The following is a 17,331-nucleotide window of genomic DNA, read 5'->3' as shown; positions in this document are numbered from 1 at the left end:
CGCGCGGGGCCTTACATCAGTTGGGAGGCGCAACGATCATGCCGGGTCACGCAGCGTCGCGTCTGCGCCCCGGCAGCACTACGTCGCGGGAATTGCCCCGCACCGCCGCGGACGGCCGCCGGCGACGGGCTGGGCGCTTTTACAAAACCCGGTAATTAGCGCCGCACCGCGCTGGGACGAGCCGCGCCGGGCGAAGCTGAGCGTTCAATCCGCAGGATGCGCGCTGGTTTGCGCCAGATCGTGTTGAAGATCCTGCAGCAGCTTCTCGAGCAGTGCGATATCGAACGGTTTCGACAGCACCCGCACGTCGACGTGGCGCGCGCGGTCGAGTTCTTCCGCGTAGCCCGTCACAAGGATCACCGGCAGGCGGGTTTCGAACGCCTGGACCGCTTCGGCCAGATCGATGCCATTCGTCGCACCGGGCATGTGGATGTCGGAGATCACCAGGTCGAACGGCAGTGGCTCGCCGGTGCGAGCCTGCTTCGCGTGGGCATCGTCGAACAGGCGTAGCGCGGTATCGGCGTTAAAGACGCAGGTGACCTGGTGGCCCATCATCTGCAGCAAGGCTTCGGTGCCGGCGGCAACCTCGTCGTTATCCTCGACCAGCAGAATGCGCAGACCGTGTGGCGCGCTGGTGTCTTCCACGTTCGGCTCGGCGGGACGCTCGGCTTCCGGGAGGGCGGCCGCGCGCGGCAGGTAGAGCCGAACCGAGGTGCCTGCGCCGATCGCGCTGTCGATCGCGGCAAGGCCGCCCGAGCGCTCGCAGAACGCGAAGACCTGCGGCAGGCCGAGACCCGTGCCCATGCCCTTCGGCTTGGTCGTGAAGAGCGGCTCGAAGGCCCGGGCCAGCACATCCGGCGGCATCCCCACGCCGGTATCTTCGAGCGAAAGCTGTACGAAGTCGCCCGTCAGCGGAAAGCCTTCCTCATGACGGAAGGTGATATTGGCCGCCCGCACCGTGAACCGGCCACCATTGGGCATGGCATCGCGCGCGTTCACGGCGATATTGATCAGCGCGAGTTCGAGCTCGGCGACGTCGACCCGCATCGGCCAGACGTCGGTACCGATGTCGATTACGAGCGAGACCTTCGCGCCTAGCGACGCACGCAGCAGTTCGCGACAGGCCGGCAGCCAGCGTTCGACCGCGAGCGTCTCGTTGCGCAGCGGCTGCTTGCGCGCGACGCCAAGTAGCTGCCGGGTGAGCGACTGACCGCTCTTGAGCGCGCGTTCGATGGCGGACAGCTCGCGATCGAGTCCCGGCGCGCCGCGGCGCCGGGCAATCTGCACGTTCGCTGAGACGATCATCAGCAGGTTGTTGAAATCGTGTGCGACGCTGCCGACCAGATTGCCGAGCGCTTCCATCTTGCGCGACTGCCGGTAGGCGGATTCGATCGAGCGGCGCATCGACGCTTCCGCCTGCCAGCGCTCCCACGCTTCCTCTTCGGCGCCCAGACGGCGCAGGGACAGCCAGATCACGCACCACAGCACGATGGATGGCGTGAACATCGACAGGATCAGCACGCTCAGATGGCGGTACCAGGCCGCCCAGATCGCCGAGGTGCGATAGCCGCACGACACATACACCGGATAGGCGCCGACCCGCCGATACGCCACGATCAGATTGTCGTTGTCGAACACGGAGCGCGTCCGGACCACGCCGGCGCGGCTGCCCTTGGCGAGGGCGTCGGAAAACGTCGTATGCGGCGCGATCATGACGGGCTGGCCGGGCGCGGACGGATAGTGGGCGAGAACCGCGCCATCGGCGCGGGTCAGGCTCATGGTCATTGGCGTGTCGTTGCCGCCGAGCAGTTCCTGGTAGAACGCGCTGAAATATCCGGGCCGCAGCGCAACCGAGACCACGCCGGCGAACGCACCGTCCGCGCCGCGCCGCGCGACGCCGGTGTTGAAGACGTTTTCGCCGGCGACCTGGCCGACCATGTCCTTCGAGACGTGCTCGAGCACCTGGCCGTCGCGAATGCCGCTGAAGTCGTCGCGCTTCGCAATCGAGAGAGGTGGGGCCGGGTAAAAACGGCTGCTCGCGAGCAGCGTGCCGTCCTGGCCGAAAATCGACACCGCCGCGACCTGTGGATAGCCGCCGCCCATGGTACGCAGCTTGTCGTGGATGTCGGCTTGGCTCGCGCGGATGCCGTCGTCGTCGAGGCCCTGCACCAGATCGACAACGCGCGCATCGAGCGCTTCGTTCATATCGAACACTTTCAGCGCGTGTTCTTCGGCAACCCGCACGGTACGCAGCGTCAGGTCGGTCGCGTCGGCATCGCGTGCCCGCAGGTCGCTGTAGGCCATGGCCGCGACATACACGCATGGCAACACGATTGCCGCGACCAGTAAGGCAATCAGCGTCATGCGCCGGACGTGAAAATTCTGTTCCGGCACCGCTGGGAACAGCGCCTCGTCCTCCCGGTTAGGGGAAAGGCGGCTCGCTTCGCGCGGGTCGGACCGGTCGGGTGTCATCTTTTAATACCGCTGCAATCGTCAGAGACGGAAAATCTTACAGTTACCATCATACGAGAAGCCAGAATTCGCCGGGAAGGATCGATCGGGCCGGTAAGAATAGACCAAACAGGTCGTGCGGAAGTTTTTCTCCAAACAGCGACGAATCCAGAAGCGCAAACGTACACAAAAGCATAAACCGCGTAATCAATAAGATTGATGATTATTAAATTCCCAGAATGGCCGAAGCTTGAGTCATTCCTGTTCGTTAAATCCAATTTGACGAGTTGCCTTTTCGCCGGATTAATTTAAGAATCTCGTCACGATAACTTATGCGTCCGCCATGCTCGGACGCACGTGCCGCGAGGGCCAGCCACATAACGCACACAAGGCGTGACGGAGGGGGTTCGCGGGAACCCGCGCGACAGGCTGGAGTTCGCCTTTTCCACTTGGCCGCGCTGAATCACCTACGGGGTAGGCTCGAACATGCCGGTCACCACTATCGTTCCGCGTGCGCCCATGCGCATCCGCATCGTTCCTCTCGCGCGCGCGACAGCGTGCGAATTCTCCGGCTGTTCGCAATCTGTATTTCCTTTGGCATCGGAGCGACCTTGCACGGGTCCGGCCTCGGCCCGCTAAAGAATCTTTGATGCAGGCCGTTAACACGACCGAGCTAATCCCGTTTTTTCGACCCGCCGCCATGCCATTGCCCATTGTGATCGCCGATGATTCGCTGCTTGCCCGCAAGGTGCTCACAAAGGCGCTGCCGGCGGACTGGGACATCGACGTCAGCTATGCCTCGAACGGCCGCGAAGCCCTCGCGCTGTACCGCGAAGGCAAGGCGTCAGTGATGTTCCTCGACCTGACCATGCCGGACATGACCGGCTATCAGGTGCTGGAGGCATTGCAGCACGAGGACCTGAACACGTTCGTGATCGTAGTGTCCGCTGACGTGCAGCCCATGGCGCAGGAGCGCGTGCGTTCGCTCGGCGCTATTGCCTTCATCGCCAAGCCTGTCAGCCCCGAGGCGCTACTACCCATCCTCAAGGAGTACGGGTTGTATGTCTGAGCCAGTCCTCAACGAAGATCAGCGCGACGCGCTGCAAGAGGTCGCCAACCTCGCGATGGGCCAGGCCGCGACCCGTCTGGCGCGGCTGCTCGATACGTTCATCGAACTGTCGGTGCCGCGCGTGCAGGTCGTGGAGATCAGCAAAGCGGCGGCGGCGTTGCGCGAGATGACTGGCATCCAGGAGACAGTGAGCGCGGTGCGTCAGGGATTCCGCTCGGACATCAAGGGCGAGGCGCTGGTGATCTGCCGCAGCGGCAGCATCGAGCAGCTGTGCGGGCTGGTGAACGACCCGTACCCGCGCTCCGCGTACGAGAAGGTGAGCCAGCAGGAACTGATTTACGATGTCGCCAACGTGCTGACGGGCGCGTGCGTCTCGTGCATTCTCGAGCAACTTGGCCGCACGCCGGTGTTTTCGGCGCCGGGTTTGCTCGGCGAGTCGATGTCGCTTGACGATGTGTTTCAGCCCGGTGTGCTCGCCTGGGAAGTGGCGCTGCTCGTGGAAGTCAATTTCGCGCTCGAAGACCAGAGTTTCCGCGCACATCTGGTCATGCTGATGGCTGAAGAGTCGATCCGCCACATGAACGACGCGCTTGACGCGTTGCTGTCCAGCCTATGAATGTTGCCCCTGCTTCGTTAAGCGATCTCGTCGTCGAGCGCGTCGGCTTTGGTATTTTCGTCCTCGACCGCGAGATGAAGGTGCTGATGTGGAATCGCTTCATGCAGGATCACAGCGGTTTGTCGGCCGAGCAGGTGGTCGGCAAGTCGATTTTCGCCAGTTTCCCCGAGTTGCCGCGCGTGTGGCTGACCCGCAAGCTCGAGAGCGTGTTTCAGCTCGGCAGCTTCGCGTTCAGCTCGTGGGAACAACGCCCCTATCTGTTCAAGTTCGACCATGACCGGCCGATTACCGGCGGCGTCGATTTCATGCAGCAGGATTGCACCTTCATGCCCCTTACGCGCGAGCGCGAAGTGGTGGCCGTGTGCGTGACGATCTCCGACGTGACGCACGTCAGCATTGTGCAGCGCGAGCGCGAAGAGGCGGTGGCCAAGCTGCAGGAATATGCGGATCGCGACGGCCTGACCGGCATCTCCAATCGCCGCTTTTTCGAAGCACGGCTGCGCGACGAATACACGCGCTGGCAGCGCTATGGCGGCGACATGTCCGTGCTGCTGTTCGATCTGGACCACTTCAAGAAGATCAACGACCAGTTCGGCCACGGCGTTGGCGACACGGTGCTGCGCGAGATGGCGCAGCGGGTCGCGCAGGTAGTGAGGGTGCAGGACACCTTCGGCCGCTTCGGCGGCGAGGAATTCGCGCTGCTCTTGCCGTGCACGCCGCTCGAAGACGCGATGCAGGTTGCCGAAAAGATCCGCCATACGATCGGCGATGCGCCGGTCGACGTGCAGGGTGTGTCCGTGCCGGTGACGGCGAGCGTCGGCGGCGCCGCAGCGCGCGTCGGCGTGCCGAACTACGACGTGCTGATCAACGAAGCGGACGCGGCGCTCTATAGCGCCAAGCGGCAGGGCCGCAACCGGTCGGTCGCCTTTATTTGAGGGCAGGTGCTCGCCGCGCCAATCGTCCCGCGCGACGCATAATTCGGCAATAATGGCCGATTGGTTCCGCCCCAAACTGCGTTATCCCGCAAAGGTTGTTATACTTTTCGCCGTTTCCGGCATCCCGGACGGTGTATTTGCGCGTGTCCGCGCGCGCGGCTTGCCCTGCGGGTAGGCCCGACTTCTTGACCGCCTCCAGAGGGCCCCTCAGCGGAGATCGTCTTGGCTGTTTCCAATCTTGTCGTGGACGATACAGAAACCGACGCCGCTGCCGCCACATCGGGCAGCTCGTTCTATCTTGCGATGCGCATCCTGCCGGCTGCGCAGCGCGACGCGATGTATCAGGTCTACGCTTTTTGCCGCGCTGTCGACGACATTGCCGACAGCAATCTGCCGCGCACCGAGCGTGCTGCAGGGCTCGAGCGCTGGCGTGCCGACATCGACGCCTGCTATGCCGGCGCGCCGCGCGCTTCATTGCGCGCGTTGACGCGGCACATCCATACGTTTCACCTGCAACGCGAAGACTTTCACGCGATGATCGACGGCATGGCGATGGACGCCGCCGCCGATATCTGCGCACCGGACGAGGACACCCTCGACCTGTACTGCGACCGCGTCGCGAGTGCCGCAGGCCGTCTGTCGGTGAGGATATTCGGAATGCAGGAAGAGCCTGGCCGCCTGCTGGCGCACCACCTCGGCCGCGCACTGCAGTTGACCAATATCCTGCGTGATATCGACGAAGACGCGGATATCAACCGCTGCTATCTGCCGCGCGAGCTGCTCGCGCTGGAAGGGATCGCGACGACCACGCCGCATACCATCGCCGACGATCCGTCGCTGCCGCGCGTCTGCGCCAAACTCGTGACGCGTGCACGCGAGCACTTTGCTCAGGCGGACGCAGTCATGGACGCCACGCCGCGCAACCAGGTCCGCGCCCCGCGCATTATGTCCGGGGTCTATCGCTGTCTTCTTGATCGCACCGTTGAGCGCGGCTTCGATCTGCCGCGCACGAAGGTCAGCAAGCCGCGCGCGCGCCTGCTGTGGATCGTGGCCAAGTACGCCTTCTTCTGATGTCGAAGCTCGTCCACGTGATCGGCGCGGGCCTTGCCGGCCTGGCCGCTGCGGTGCAATTGCAGCGGCGCGGTGCGCAGGTCGTGTTGCACGAGGCGGGCGCGCAGGCCGGTGGACGGTGCCGGTCGTATTACGATCGCACGCTGGGCGCGACCATCGATAGCGGCAATCATGTGGTGCTGTCCGGCAATGCCGCGACGCTGAATTATTTGCGGGCGATCGGTGCGGCCGACGAATTGACGGGACCGGCGCAGCCCGAGTATCCGTTCATGGATCTCGCGACGCGCGCGCGGTGGACCGTGCGCCTGTCGGCTGGACGCTTGCCCTGGTGGATCTTCGATCAGACGGCTCGGGTGCCGAACACTCACCCGAGCGACTATCTGACGCTCGCGCCGCTGCTGTTCGCGAAGCCCGGCCGCACCATGGCGCAGACCATGCGCTGCGACGGCGTGCTGTGGGACCGCTTGCTGCGGCCGCTATTCCGGCTGGTGCTCAACCACGAGCCGCGTGACGCCACCGCTGAACTGGTAGCCGCAGTGGTGCGCGAGACCTTGGCGGCAGGTGGCCCGGCGAGCCGGCCGCTCGTCGCGCGCAATGGGCTGGGTAGTGCGTTTGTCGATCCCGCGTTGCGTCTGTTGCAACACGGCGGTGCTGCGATCCGGCTCGGCGCGCAGTTGGATCAAATCGTGTTTGCGGATACGAGCCGTATCAGCGCGCTGGATTTTGCGGGCGAGGAGCGACTCGAACTCGACGCCGGCGCTGCCGTGGTGCTGGCGGTGCCGCCTAATATTGCGCAGACGCTGGTGCCTGGTCTGCAGGCGCCGCGCCGTTTTAGCGCTACCGCCACCGTGCACTTCGCCGTCGAACCGCCGTTCGGCGTGCCGCCGCTCACGGCCCTGCTCAACGGGACGGCCGAGTGGCTGTTCGCGTTCGACGGGCGCCTGTCCGTGACGATCAGCGGCGCGGATCGTCTGGTCGAGACGCCGCACGAGGTGCTCGCGAAGACGATCTGGGCGGACGTGGCGCAGGCCGCCAGCCTGCCGCTCGAGCCCATGCCGGCCTGGCAGGTTGTCATGGAACCGCGCGCGACCTTTGCGGCTGTGCCTGGCGAGGAGATGCATCGGCCGGGCACGCGCACACGCTGGAAAAACCTCATGCTCGCGGGCGACTGGACGGCCACCGGCCTGCCCGCGACGATCGAAGGGGCGATCCGCTCAGGCCAGAAGGCCGCGGATACGCTGCTGAACGAACCGATGGAACGTAGATGAACGACTTATCCCTTGCCCGGACGACGGGCAACGACTCGCCCGACTCGCCCGAGACGCCTGCAATTGTCGCTGGTGCTGGTGCTGACGGCGCGGCCATAGCCACGGCCGGCGCTGTCACGCAGGCCACCGCCGCACTCGACGACGCCGTAACCCGGGCGACCGACGCGATCCTTGCCGCACAGAAGCCGGACGGCCACTGGGTCTACGAACTCGAAGCCGACGCGACCATCCCCGCTGAATACGTGCTGCTGGTTCACTACCTCGGCGAAGAGCCGAATCCGGAACTGGAGCAAAAGATTGCGCGCTACCTGCGCCGCATCCAGCTGCCCAACGGCGGTTGGCCGCTCTTCACCGACGGCGCGCTCGACGTCAGCGCGAGCGTGAAAGCGTACTTCGCGCTGAAGATGATCGGCGAGCCGGAAGACGCCGACCACATGCGCCGCGCCCGTGAAGCGATTCTGGCGCACGGTGGCGCCGAAGCCGTGAACGTGTTCACGCGTATCCTGCTCGCGCTGTTCGGCGTGGTGTCGTGGTACGCAGTGCCGATGATGCCGGTCGAGATCATGCTGCTGCCGCAGTGGTTCCCGTTCCACCTGTCGAAGGTGTCGTACTGGGCGCGTACCGTGATCGTGCCGCTGCTGGTGCTGAACGCGAGGCGTCCGGTGGCGCGTAACCCGCGCGGCGTGAGGATCGACGAACTGTTCCACGGCGCGCCCGTCACGACCGGCTTGCTGCCGCGTGCGCCGCACCAGAGCCAGGGTTGGTTCACGTTTTTCCGCGGCGTGGATCACGTGCTGCGCCTGATCGACGGCCTGTTTCCGAAGTACACGCGCGAGCGTGCGGTCAAGGCAGCCCAGGCGTTCGTCGACGAGCGCCTGAACGGCGAAGACGGCCTCGGCGCGATTTTCCCGGCCATGGCCAACTCGGTGATGATGTATGACGTGCTGGGCTATCCCGCCGATCATCCGAACCGCGCGATTGCCCGTCAGTCGATCGACAAGCTGCTCGTGATCAAGGATGACGAAGCGTATTGCCAGCCTTGCCTGTCGCCGGTGTGGGATACCTCGCTTGCCGCGCATGCGCTGCTCGAAACCGGCGACCCGCGCGCCGAGCAGGCAGCCGAACGCGGCCTGCAATGGCTGCGTCCGCTGCAGATTCTAGACGTGCGCGGCGACTGGATCTCGCGCCGCGCGGACGTCCGTCCCGGCGGCTGGGCGTTTCAGTACGCCAACCCCTACTATCCGGACGTCGACGACACGGCTGTGGTTGTGATGGCCATGCAGCGCTCGGCCGCACTCACGCAGTCGAACGTCGACGACCAGGCGATTGCCCGCGCCCGCGAGTGGGTGGTCGGCATGCAGAGCAGCGACGGCGGCTGGGGCGCCTTCGAGCCGGAAAACACCCAGTATTACCTGAACAACATTCCGTTCTCCGATCACGGCGCGCTGCTCGATCCGCCCACTGCGGACGTGTCGGGCCGTTGTCTGTCGATGCTCGCGCAACTGGGCGAGCTGCCGGCGAACAGCGAGCCGGCGCGCCGCGCGTACGACTACATGCTGAAGGAGCAGGAGCCGGACGGCAGCTGGTACGGCCGTTGGGGCATGAACTACGTCTACGGCACGTGGACGGCGCTCTGCTCGCTGAACGCCGCCGGCATGTCGCACGACGACCCGCGCATCAAGCGCGCGGCGCAGTGGCTGGCGTCGATCCAGAACGAGGACGGCGGTTGGGGCGAGGACGGCACGAGCTACAAGCTTGACTACCGCGGCTACGAGCGGGCGTCGAGTACGTCGTCGCAGACCGCCTGGGGCCTGATGGGTTTGATGGCCGCAGGATGTGTCGAGCATCCGGCCGTGGCGCGTGGTATCGAATACCTGCTGCGCGAGCAGCGCGAACACGGTCTGTGGGACGAAACCCGCTTCACAGCAACCGGCTTCCCGCGCGTGTTCTATCTGCGCTACCACGGCTATCGCAAGTTCTTCCCGCTCTGGGCGCTGGCGCGTTACCGCCAACTGAAGCGCGACGGGCTGACACGCGTCGCGGTCGGGATGTAATGGTGTCCGCCTCCACCCGCTCTACCCAGTCGGTTGCGTCATCCCAAGCCGCCGGTGGCACATTGCCGGTGATCGCCGTCACCGGCATGGCCTTCGAGGCGCGGATTGCGCGTGGCGAAGGCGTCGAAGTGGTGTACGCGGCGCGCGCCGATCTGCTCGAACGGGCGCTGAGCGCGGCCGTCACCCGTGGATGCTCGGGGATCATCAGTTTCGGCACGGCAGGCGGCCTCGCGCCCGATCTGGAACCCGGGGTTGTGATCGTTGCGGATGCCGTGGAAGGCCCGCTCGGGCGGTTCGCCACCGATCTGCGCTGGTCCGAGCGTCTGGCCGCCGCGCTGGCTGGTACGCCGCTCGGGGCGCGCCTGCACCGCGGTTTGCTGGCCGGCGTTACGGCGCCGCTGACGGGCGCGCACGACAAAGCCGTGCTGCTTCGGTCCAGCGGCGCGCTCGCTGTGGACATGGAATCGCATATCGCCGGCGCCATTGCTGCCGCGCACGGCGTACCGTTCGCCGTATGCCGCGCGATTGTCGATCCCGCGTGGCGCACGCTGCCGTCCGCTGCGACGGCAGGACTGCGTGATGACGGCAGTACCGCCATCGCGCCGATCCTGCGCGAATTACTGAAGCAACCGTCGCAGTTGGGGCCGTTGCTGCGGCTTGCCGCCGACGCGCGCGCCGCGCGCACCGCGCTGGTTCAGGCGCGTCATGCCCTCGGTGCGGCGGGGGCGCTGCAGCCGACAGTCTAAGAAGGTCTACAGGAAGACCGGCCGAGGTGCTTTTTTGACGAGCTAGGGAAAACCCTAGTATTTGGTATAATCTAGGTATTAACCCTAGGTTTTGACCTCACGGTCGAACCCCATCACCTCTTGTATGGGACAGATGCCAAATGAATTTCCACACCAGAAAATGGGTCAAGCCCGAAGACCTGAACCCGAACGGCACGCTGTTCGGCGGCAGCCTGCTGCGCTGGATCGATGAAGAAGCCGCCATTTACGCCATTTGTCAGCTGGACAACCAGCGCGTGGTGACCAAGTTCATGTCGGAGATCAACTTCGTCAGCTCAGCGCGCCAGGGCGACATCATCGAACTCGGCATGACCGCGACGCATTTCGGCCGCACGTCGGTTACGCTGCGCTGCGAAGTGCGCAACAAGATCACGCGCAAGAGCATCCTGACAGTCGAGAAGATGGTGTTCGTGAATCTGGGCGAAAACGGCGAACCGGCTCCGCACGGCCGCACGCAGATCCGCTACGCGGACGAAGCGTTCGAGCGTTATCGCGCGGAGTTGAGCCCGGCTACGCAGCCGGTTACGGGCGTCGAGGACACCGTAGCCCGGGTCGAAGCGGATACGATGCACTGAAGGCGGTGTTCACGGTACGTGGTTTGAGCGGCACCTGATTGGCGCCGCTCCGGCCGTGCGTGTGCGAACGCTGAAACGAAACAGCACGACCCGGTGTGAACCGGGTCGGGCTGTTTCGCATGGCGCGGGCGGTTTGCTACTTGACCGGAACCGGCACGGCAATGGCAGCCGCAGCAGACGCCGGCGCCGCGGCTGCCTGCGCGCTCGCCGCCTTCGCCGAACTCGCGCTCACTGCAGGCTGGGCGGTCTGAGCGTCGTTAGCGGGGGCCGTCTGATCCACCGGTGCGGCGCCTGACGCGCCATTCGCCGGTGCAGCCGGTGCCGCTGAATCGCCCGGATCCGTGTAGTTCGGCAGGCCGGCTGGCTCGCTACCCGATGCGCCATTCGCTGGCGCGGCCGGCGCCGACGAATCACCCGGATCACTGTAGTCCGGCAACCCGGCCGGCGCAGTACCCGATGCACCCGGTGCCGGGGCTGCGTCCGCGCCGCCCGGCGCGTCAGGATCCCCATAGTTCGGCAAGGGCGCGGCATTCGGGCTCGAGCCCCTGAGCAGCGAGGCACGCTGCTGCGTATAGGCGTCGCGCACGAACGAATACTTGTCGAGCGCCGCCGCCTGCAGCAGGTCCGACGCTCCGAGCAGGTCAGAACGTGCGCTGATGAACTGGGCGACGTACAACGGATTGCGCGCCGCCGGTTTCGTGTAGTGGATCAGGTTGAAGCGAAAGTCGACGACGTAACCGGTGCTGTCGCGGATCGAACTCGGGCCGAACAGCGGCAGCACGAGGTACGGGCCAGACGGCACCCCCCAGCGACCGAGCGTCAGCCCGAAGTCTTCATGGTGTTTTGGCAGCCCCGCGGGCGTCGCGAAGTCGATCAACCCGCCAATCCCGAAGGTCGAGTTCATCGCGAAACGCATGATGTCCTCGGTCGCATCGGTGATCTTCAATTGCAGGATGTTGTTCGCTGCATTGCCCAGGTCCCCGAGGTTCGAAAAGAAGTTACTGATCGCCTGGCGTAGGGGTTGCGGCGTCACCTTCTGATAGCCCCGCGCGACCGGCTGCGCCACCGCCCGGTCGAGCGCGTCGTTGAACTTGAAGATCTGGCGATTCATCGGCTCCAGTGGGTCGCCGGGCTTGCGGTCCGGCCCCGTCGCGCACCCTGTGGCAACACCTGCAACGAGCAGGGCCAAGGCGGTGGTTCGCATCTTCATTTCGTGATTCCTTGCTTTTCTTTTGAAGCGCGACGCGCGCGCGGCTTACCCATCAAGACGGGTTGAAACACCACGGCACCGATCAGTGTGCAGAAGAGGGAGAGCGCAAGCAGCCGCCCCATGCTCGACGTTCCCGGATGATGCGACAACCAGAGGCTTCCGAATGCCGTCGCGGTGGTAGCCGCGCTGAACATCACGGCGTGGGTGAGGCTCGACTGCAGCAGGCCCGTCTGCCCGTTGCGCCATGCCATCACAAAGTAGATTTTGAACGCAACACCCACACCAAGCATAAGCGGCAACGCGATGATGTTGGCGAAATTAAGTGGCATGCCGAACACTACACACAATTCAAGCGTCACCAGCGCCGACACCAGCAGCGGGATCAGCGTGCGCAGCACGTCGCTAATACGTCGCAGCGCGAGCCACAGCAGGATGGTGATCGTCAGCAGCGCCCAGCATGCGGCTTGCAGGAACGCCTTGATGATTACGTCTGCAGAATGCAGGATCGAGATCGTGCCGCCAATCGCGCCGGGCTCCGCGGTCTTCACAGCACGCGCGAAGCGGCGCAGCATCACGTCGTCGCCGGGGTCCGCGCCCGGCAGGACCTTCGGCGCGATATCGACGAGCGCGCGGCCGTCGGCTGACACCCAGTCGCGCGAGATCTCCGGCGGCAAGCTGGCCCGCGTGATTTCAGTGGGTTGCAGCAGCGCGGCGAGTTGCGCAAGCGCGATCTTCAGCGTGCCGGCCATCGCGGTTTCGGCGCGATCGCGCGTGGCGGGGCTGGCGGCGGCGAGTTTTTGCAGCGTCGCCGCAAGATGTTGGGCCTCCGTCGCGCCCGGACCTGGATGGTCCTCTGCCGCGAGCACCAACTGGTTCGCTGCGCGCTTCAATGCGGCAACGCGCAACGCGTCGCTCGACGGCGGCGCGGGTGTTTGCGTTAGCGCCGGCAGCAACTGCTGCGCCGCGCTGTTGATCAGCAGGAGCTTTTGCGTCTGATCGGTCGGGATGAAGGTGCTCAATGTGGAGACGCGGCCAACTTCCGGCAGCTTCTTCAGCCGCGCAGCGATCTGATCCGCCGCCGCGAGGGAAGGCGCCAGCACACGCACGTTGTTGACCGCCGCTTCCGGCGAATCGTTCAGCGAGAGCAGCGTCGCCATCGACTCCGTATGCGGATCCTTCAGATGCAACGGATTGAAGTCGAAGCGCAAATGGGTGAGCAGCGGCAACGCGCCGATCACGACCACGAGGGTGCCGATCAGCACCGGCTTGCGGTTGCGGTCGAGAAAGTCGTCGACCGGCGCCAGTTGAGTGAAACCCGGCGCGGCGGCTTCGCCCGGCGGGTTGAAGATTTTCAGGAGTGCCGGAAACAGCGTCATGTTGGTCACATAGGCGACGAACATACCGACACCGGCGATCTGCCCCAACTCGGCCACGCCGCGATACGCGGTGGGCAGGAACGAAAAGAACGCCTCGGCGACCGCGACGGCGGCGAGCGTCAACGGCACGCCGATGGTGTGCGCGGTGTTGATGAGCGCGGCGGCCAGACGGTCGTCGCGATGGCGCTCTTCGCGGTACTTGACGCCGAACTGGACCCCGAAGTCGATCCCGAGCCCGACGAACAACACCATGAAGGCGACCGAGATCATGTTGAGCGCGCCGACCATCATCAGACCGAGCGCCGCCGTGATGGCCAGACCAACGAACAGCGTGATCAGCACGGCGACGATCATGCGTCCCGAGCGTAACGCGAGCCACAGGATCACCAGCACCACGACGAAGGTAATCATGCCGTTGAGCGCGGCGCCGTCCTGCACGGAGGCGAACTCCTCGTCGGCGAGCGGCTGTTCGCCGGTCAGACGGATCGACGCGCCGTAGTGGGCCCCGAGATCAAGCGATGCGGCGGTGGCGCGGATCGCGGCCGAGGCGCGCGCACCAGGTTCGAGCGCGCCGTAGTCGACCACCGGCTGCACGGTGATGAAGGCACGCGCCGGATTGGTGGAGACGTCCTTGTCGACGAGTGCGCGCCATGAGAAGGCGGCGGGCTGGCCGGCGAGCACCCGGTCGAGCACGTCGGCGCTTTGCGAGAGCAGATGGCTCATGTCGCTGAGCTTTACCTGGCCGAGCTGGAGCGGCAGCAACAGGCTGGTGGTGAGGACACCTGCGAGACCTGTCAGGCTGGGATCTTTGGCCAGCGCGTTGACGAGCGGACGTGATTGAACGAGTTGCCCTGTGGTGGACTGGACCTGGTCGAGCGACGGAAACAGCAGGCCGTTGTGCTCGAAGAACGAACCGCCGGCTGGTTGAGTGACGGCGACGAATTCCTTGGGCTGGCTCTTCAGCGCGGCGGTGAGGGCATTGGCGGCGGCGTCGGCGAATTCGGGGGCACGCGCTTCGACGACGACCAGCACGGTCTGACCGCGTTGGGGGAAGGCGTTGTCGATGGCGTCATCGAGGGAGGACCAGGCCTGATCGTTCTCGACGAGGCGGCTGATGTCGGTATTGATCTTGAAGTGACCGGCAACGTAATAGCCGCTTAGGACCGCGAGGATCAGCGAGAGCAGGATGACGCGCAGCGGGCGGCTCACCGACCAGGCGACGAGACGGACGATAGATGACTTCAGCATGTAGGCGAGTGGGGCCCTGTCATGAATGGCGTTTTTGGCATGAGGGCACAAGTATACCGGCGTGGAACTGATTGGCTCAGCTTGTGGTGCATGGTTGCACGTCCAAAATCGGTATACTGGCTTTCAGCGTGGCCCGGCGGGTCATCCAGTGGTCATTTTTACTGTCCTGATGAGCTTATGAAACGTTATCTGTGTGCTTTTCTGGCGGCTGCGGTGGTTTCCACTACGGCTTTTGCGCAAGCTGCGCCTGATGCGGTGGTCAAGAGCGCTGTTGAAGGCACGGTCAGCGCGATGAAGGCCGATCCGCAGGCGCGCAGCGGCGACATGGGCAAAATCACCCAAGTGGTGATAACACATTTCGTGCCTGCGACGGACTTCCAGCGTACGACGCGGATTGCTGTGGGTAAGGCGTGGACCACGGCGACGCCGGAGCAGCAGAAGCAGTTGTACGAGCAGTTTCAGACGTTGCTGGTGCGGACGTATGCGGCTTCACTGGCGCAGTTGCGGGATCAGGAGGTGACGTTCAAGTTCGCGCCGGCGAACGTGGCGGCGGGCGGCAAGGATGCCGTGGTGCAGTCGCATGTGATTAGCAATGGTGGGGATGATTCGGTCGGGTATCGGATGGAGAAGACGGACTCCGGCTGGAAGGTGTATGACATCGATATGATGGGGGCCTGGCTTATTCAGGTTTATCAGACGCAGTTTGCTGATCAGCTCGCCAAAGGCGGGGTTGATGGGTTGATTAAATTTTTGACTGAGCATAATGCTCGGAGTGCAGGCTGAGTTTTTTTGGTTGTCTGGCTGACGGCTTTGGGTGGTTTTTTTATGGCGTTGGCCTTTGGTTGATTTCTTGTTGGTCTGTTGTTTTGCCTGCGGCGCCTCGTTTGTTGATTGTTCGCGTCGGGCGTTGGCCTTTCCTTGTTTTCTTATCGGTCTATTAGCTTCGCCCCTGTGCGGGGCGGCACCTACTTTCTTTGCCGCCGCAAAGAAAGCGGGCTCACACCGCCAGCCTGTAGGTGTCCACCTCTTGAGCGAACCCAGAGTGGTCCGAGACAAGACGGTCCCTCGCGCCGCCCCCGTTAGTGACACAGGGTTCATTCATCCCACTCCGCACTGCGTGCGTCGCGGATGGGTCTGCCGGGGACGGCGGGGGCGGCCAACACTTAGTTTTCCTACAGACTTTACGGAAGGGGTTGTGCCCGACGGCGTGGCGCGCAGCGCGACGCTGGAACGGATGAGTGCTTTGTCACTAACGTGGGTGGTGCAAGGGCGGGTCTTGTGTTGGGCCGTTCCCGGGGGATGACCGAGATGGCTCACTACGGGCTGGCGGTCGCAGCTCGCTTTCTTTGCTTACTTTCTTTGCGGCGGCAAAGAAAGTAAGTGCCGCCCCGCACAGGGGCGAAGCTAATAGACCGCTAAGAAAGCAAGGAGAGGCCAACGCCGTAGGCAAACAGCCGAAACAAGGCGCCGCAGGCAAAACAACCAGACCGACAAGAAAACAAGAAAAGGCCAACGCCGTAGGCAAAAAACCCAAAACCGTCAGCCAGACAAACAAAAAAAACCGACCCTTAAACTTCCCGCGCAGCAAGCGGCTGCATCAACTTAGCGGGCAGCTTAAACTCAACTTTCTCCTCACGGCCAGCCATAGTAGAGACGTCAACAGGCCCGAGAGCGCGCAGCGCATCAATAACATTCTCGACCATCTCTTCAGGAGCCGAAGCACCGGCGGTAATGCCGACCGTCTGCACGTCAGCAAACCATTCGGCCTTCACTTCCGAGCCATCAGCAACAAGATAACTAGCAACGCCAGTCTCACTGCCAATCTCCCGTAAGCGATTCGAATTCGAACTATTCGTCGCCCCGACCACCAACAACACCTGCACCTGCGTGCTCAACTCCCGCACCGCCGCCTGACGGTTTTGCGTCGCATAGCAAATATCCCGCGTATCCGGACCGACGATATTCGTAAACCGCCGCAGCAACGCATCAATGATCCCGCGCGTGTCGTCGACCGAAAGAGTCGTCTGCGTCACATACGCAAGCGGCGCATCCACCGGCAAATCCAGATGCGCGACCTCAGCCTCGCTCTGCACCAGCAACACCTTGCCCGGAATCTGGCCAATCGTGCCTTCGACCTCGGGGTGCCCCGCGTGCCCAATCAGGATCAGCGTCCGCCCAGCAGCCACGTACTGGCGCCCCTGCACGTGCACCTTCGTGACGAGTGGACAGGTCGCGTCGAGCACGTCGAGACCGCGCTGTTCCGCGTCGCGTTCGACGGTCTGGGCAACACCGTGTGCGCTGAAAATCGCCACCGCGCCTTCAGGCACCTCGTCGAGCTCCTCGACAAAGCGCGCGCCCTTCTGACGCAAGTTGTCCACCACATGGCGGTTGTGGACGATTTCGTGACGCACATACACCGGTGCGCCGTGTTGCTGTAACGCGCGATCGACGATTTCGATCGCCCGGACCACCCCCGCGCAAAAGCCACGGGGTTGAGCAAGGATGACTCGCATAGGCTGCCGAACTCCGACTGACGCAGGTTTCGAGGAAGTCGGTCTAAACGACTTTATCGCCGCGACAATGATAATAATTGATGTCTGAAAACCGGTGCAAAGCCGGTAGACGAAAACTAAACGCGCATTCTAACGCTATCGGGCGCGCTTTGCTCTGCTG

The 17,331-nt window shown here is 64.0% G+C and carries 13 protein-coding genes; 9 read left to right on the top strand and 4 right to left on the bottom strand.

The genetic code is table 11. The features are described 5' to 3' along the window. Positions 1-204: 204 nt before the first annotated feature. Positions 205-2,472: an ATP-binding protein gene (locus P3T40_RS26420; protein ID WP_429270654.1), complete on the bottom strand. Its 2,268-nt coding sequence runs from the start codon at positions 2,470-2,472 to the stop codon at positions 205-207. 679 nt (positions 2,473-3,151) lie between these two features. Here P3T40_RS26420 and P3T40_RS26415 point away from each other — a divergent pair. From P3T40_RS26415 to P3T40_RS26380, 8 genes are all read left to right on the top strand, one after another. Beyond that, positions 3,152-3,520, top strand: coding sequence for a response regulator (locus tag P3T40_RS26415; RefSeq protein ID WP_429270653.1), 369 nt, complete (start codon positions 3,152-3,154; stop codon positions 3,518-3,520). Next, positions 3,513-4,136 (top strand): chemotaxis protein CheC, encoded by a 624-nt coding sequence (locus P3T40_RS26410; RefSeq protein ID WP_429270652.1) that lies wholly within the window; start codon positions 3,513-3,515, stop codon positions 4,134-4,136. Before P3T40_RS26415 ends, P3T40_RS26410 begins: the two co-directional genes overlap by 8 nt. Then, entirely contained in the window at positions 4,133-5,071 is a 939-nt protein-coding gene (locus P3T40_RS26405) for a sensor domain-containing diguanylate cyclase (RefSeq protein ID WP_429270651.1), read from the top strand. The genes P3T40_RS26410 and P3T40_RS26405 overlap by 4 nt, the downstream gene beginning before the upstream one ends. A gap of 222 nt (positions 5,072-5,293) precedes the next feature. After that, positions 5,294-6,142, top strand: coding sequence for a presqualene diphosphate synthase HpnD (gene hpnD, locus P3T40_RS26400; RefSeq protein WP_429270650.1), 849 nt, complete (start codon positions 5,294-5,296; stop codon positions 6,140-6,142). After that, the gene (gene hpnE / locus P3T40_RS26395; RefSeq protein WP_429270649.1) at positions 6,142-7,410 is read left to right on the top strand and encodes a hydroxysqualene dehydroxylase HpnE; all 1,269 of its coding nucleotides are present in this window, start codon (positions 6,142-6,144) and stop codon (positions 7,408-7,410) included. The genes hpnD and hpnE overlap by 1 nt, the downstream gene beginning before the upstream one ends. After that, entirely contained in the window at positions 7,407-9,464 is a 2,058-nt protein-coding gene (shc, locus tag P3T40_RS26390) for a squalene--hopene cyclase (protein WP_429270648.1), read from the top strand. The genes hpnE and shc overlap by 4 nt, the downstream gene beginning before the upstream one ends. Before the next feature lie 86 nt (positions 9,465-9,550). Continuing rightward, positions 9,551-10,210, top strand: coding sequence for a phosphorylase (locus P3T40_RS26385; protein ID WP_429270758.1), 660 nt, complete (start codon positions 9,551-9,553; stop codon positions 10,208-10,210). A 140-nt stretch (positions 10,211-10,350) separates the two neighbouring features. Continuing rightward, the gene (locus P3T40_RS26380; RefSeq protein ID WP_429270647.1) at positions 10,351-10,824 is read left to right on the top strand and encodes an acyl-CoA thioesterase; all 474 of its coding nucleotides are present in this window, start codon (positions 10,351-10,353) and stop codon (positions 10,822-10,824) included. A gap of 136 nt (positions 10,825-10,960) precedes the next feature. Here the strand turns inward: P3T40_RS26380 and P3T40_RS26375 are convergent, their stop codons facing one another. Together P3T40_RS26375 and P3T40_RS26370 are read right to left on the bottom strand one after the other, a co-directional pair. After that, complete coding sequence (locus P3T40_RS26375; RefSeq protein ID WP_429270646.1) at positions 10,961-12,034, bottom strand: MlaA family lipoprotein; 1,074 nt, start codon at positions 12,032-12,034, stop codon at positions 10,961-10,963. Next, complete coding sequence (locus P3T40_RS26370) at positions 12,031-14,658, bottom strand: MMPL family transporter (RefSeq protein ID WP_429270645.1); 2,628 nt, start codon at positions 14,656-14,658, stop codon at positions 12,031-12,033. Before P3T40_RS26370 ends, P3T40_RS26375 begins: the two co-directional genes overlap by 4 nt. A 177-nt stretch (positions 14,659-14,835) precedes the next feature. Here P3T40_RS26370 and P3T40_RS26365 point away from each other — a divergent pair, with 177 nt between their 5' ends. Then, positions 14,836-15,441 carry an MlaC/ttg2D family ABC transporter substrate-binding protein gene (locus P3T40_RS26365; protein ID WP_429270644.1) on the top strand — a complete coding sequence of 202 codons (606 nt, stop codon included), beginning with the start codon at positions 14,836-14,838 and terminating at the stop codon, positions 15,439-15,441. A 785-nt stretch (positions 15,442-16,226) separates the two neighbouring features. Here P3T40_RS26365 and ispH read toward each other — a convergent pair. Next, positions 16,227-17,171 (bottom strand): 4-hydroxy-3-methylbut-2-enyl diphosphate reductase, encoded by a 945-nt coding sequence (gene ispH / locus P3T40_RS26360; protein WP_429270643.1) that lies wholly within the window; start codon positions 17,169-17,171, stop codon positions 16,227-16,229. Positions 17,172-17,331 lie beyond the last annotated feature (160 nt).

Source organism: Paraburkholderia sp. EB58, from assembly GCF_050436665.1.
Lineage (GTDB): Bacteria > Pseudomonadota > Gammaproteobacteria > Burkholderiales > Burkholderiaceae > Paraburkholderia.
The sequence above is the reverse complement of the archived record's forward strand: the minus strand, read 5'-3'. Positions and strand labels throughout refer to the sequence as shown.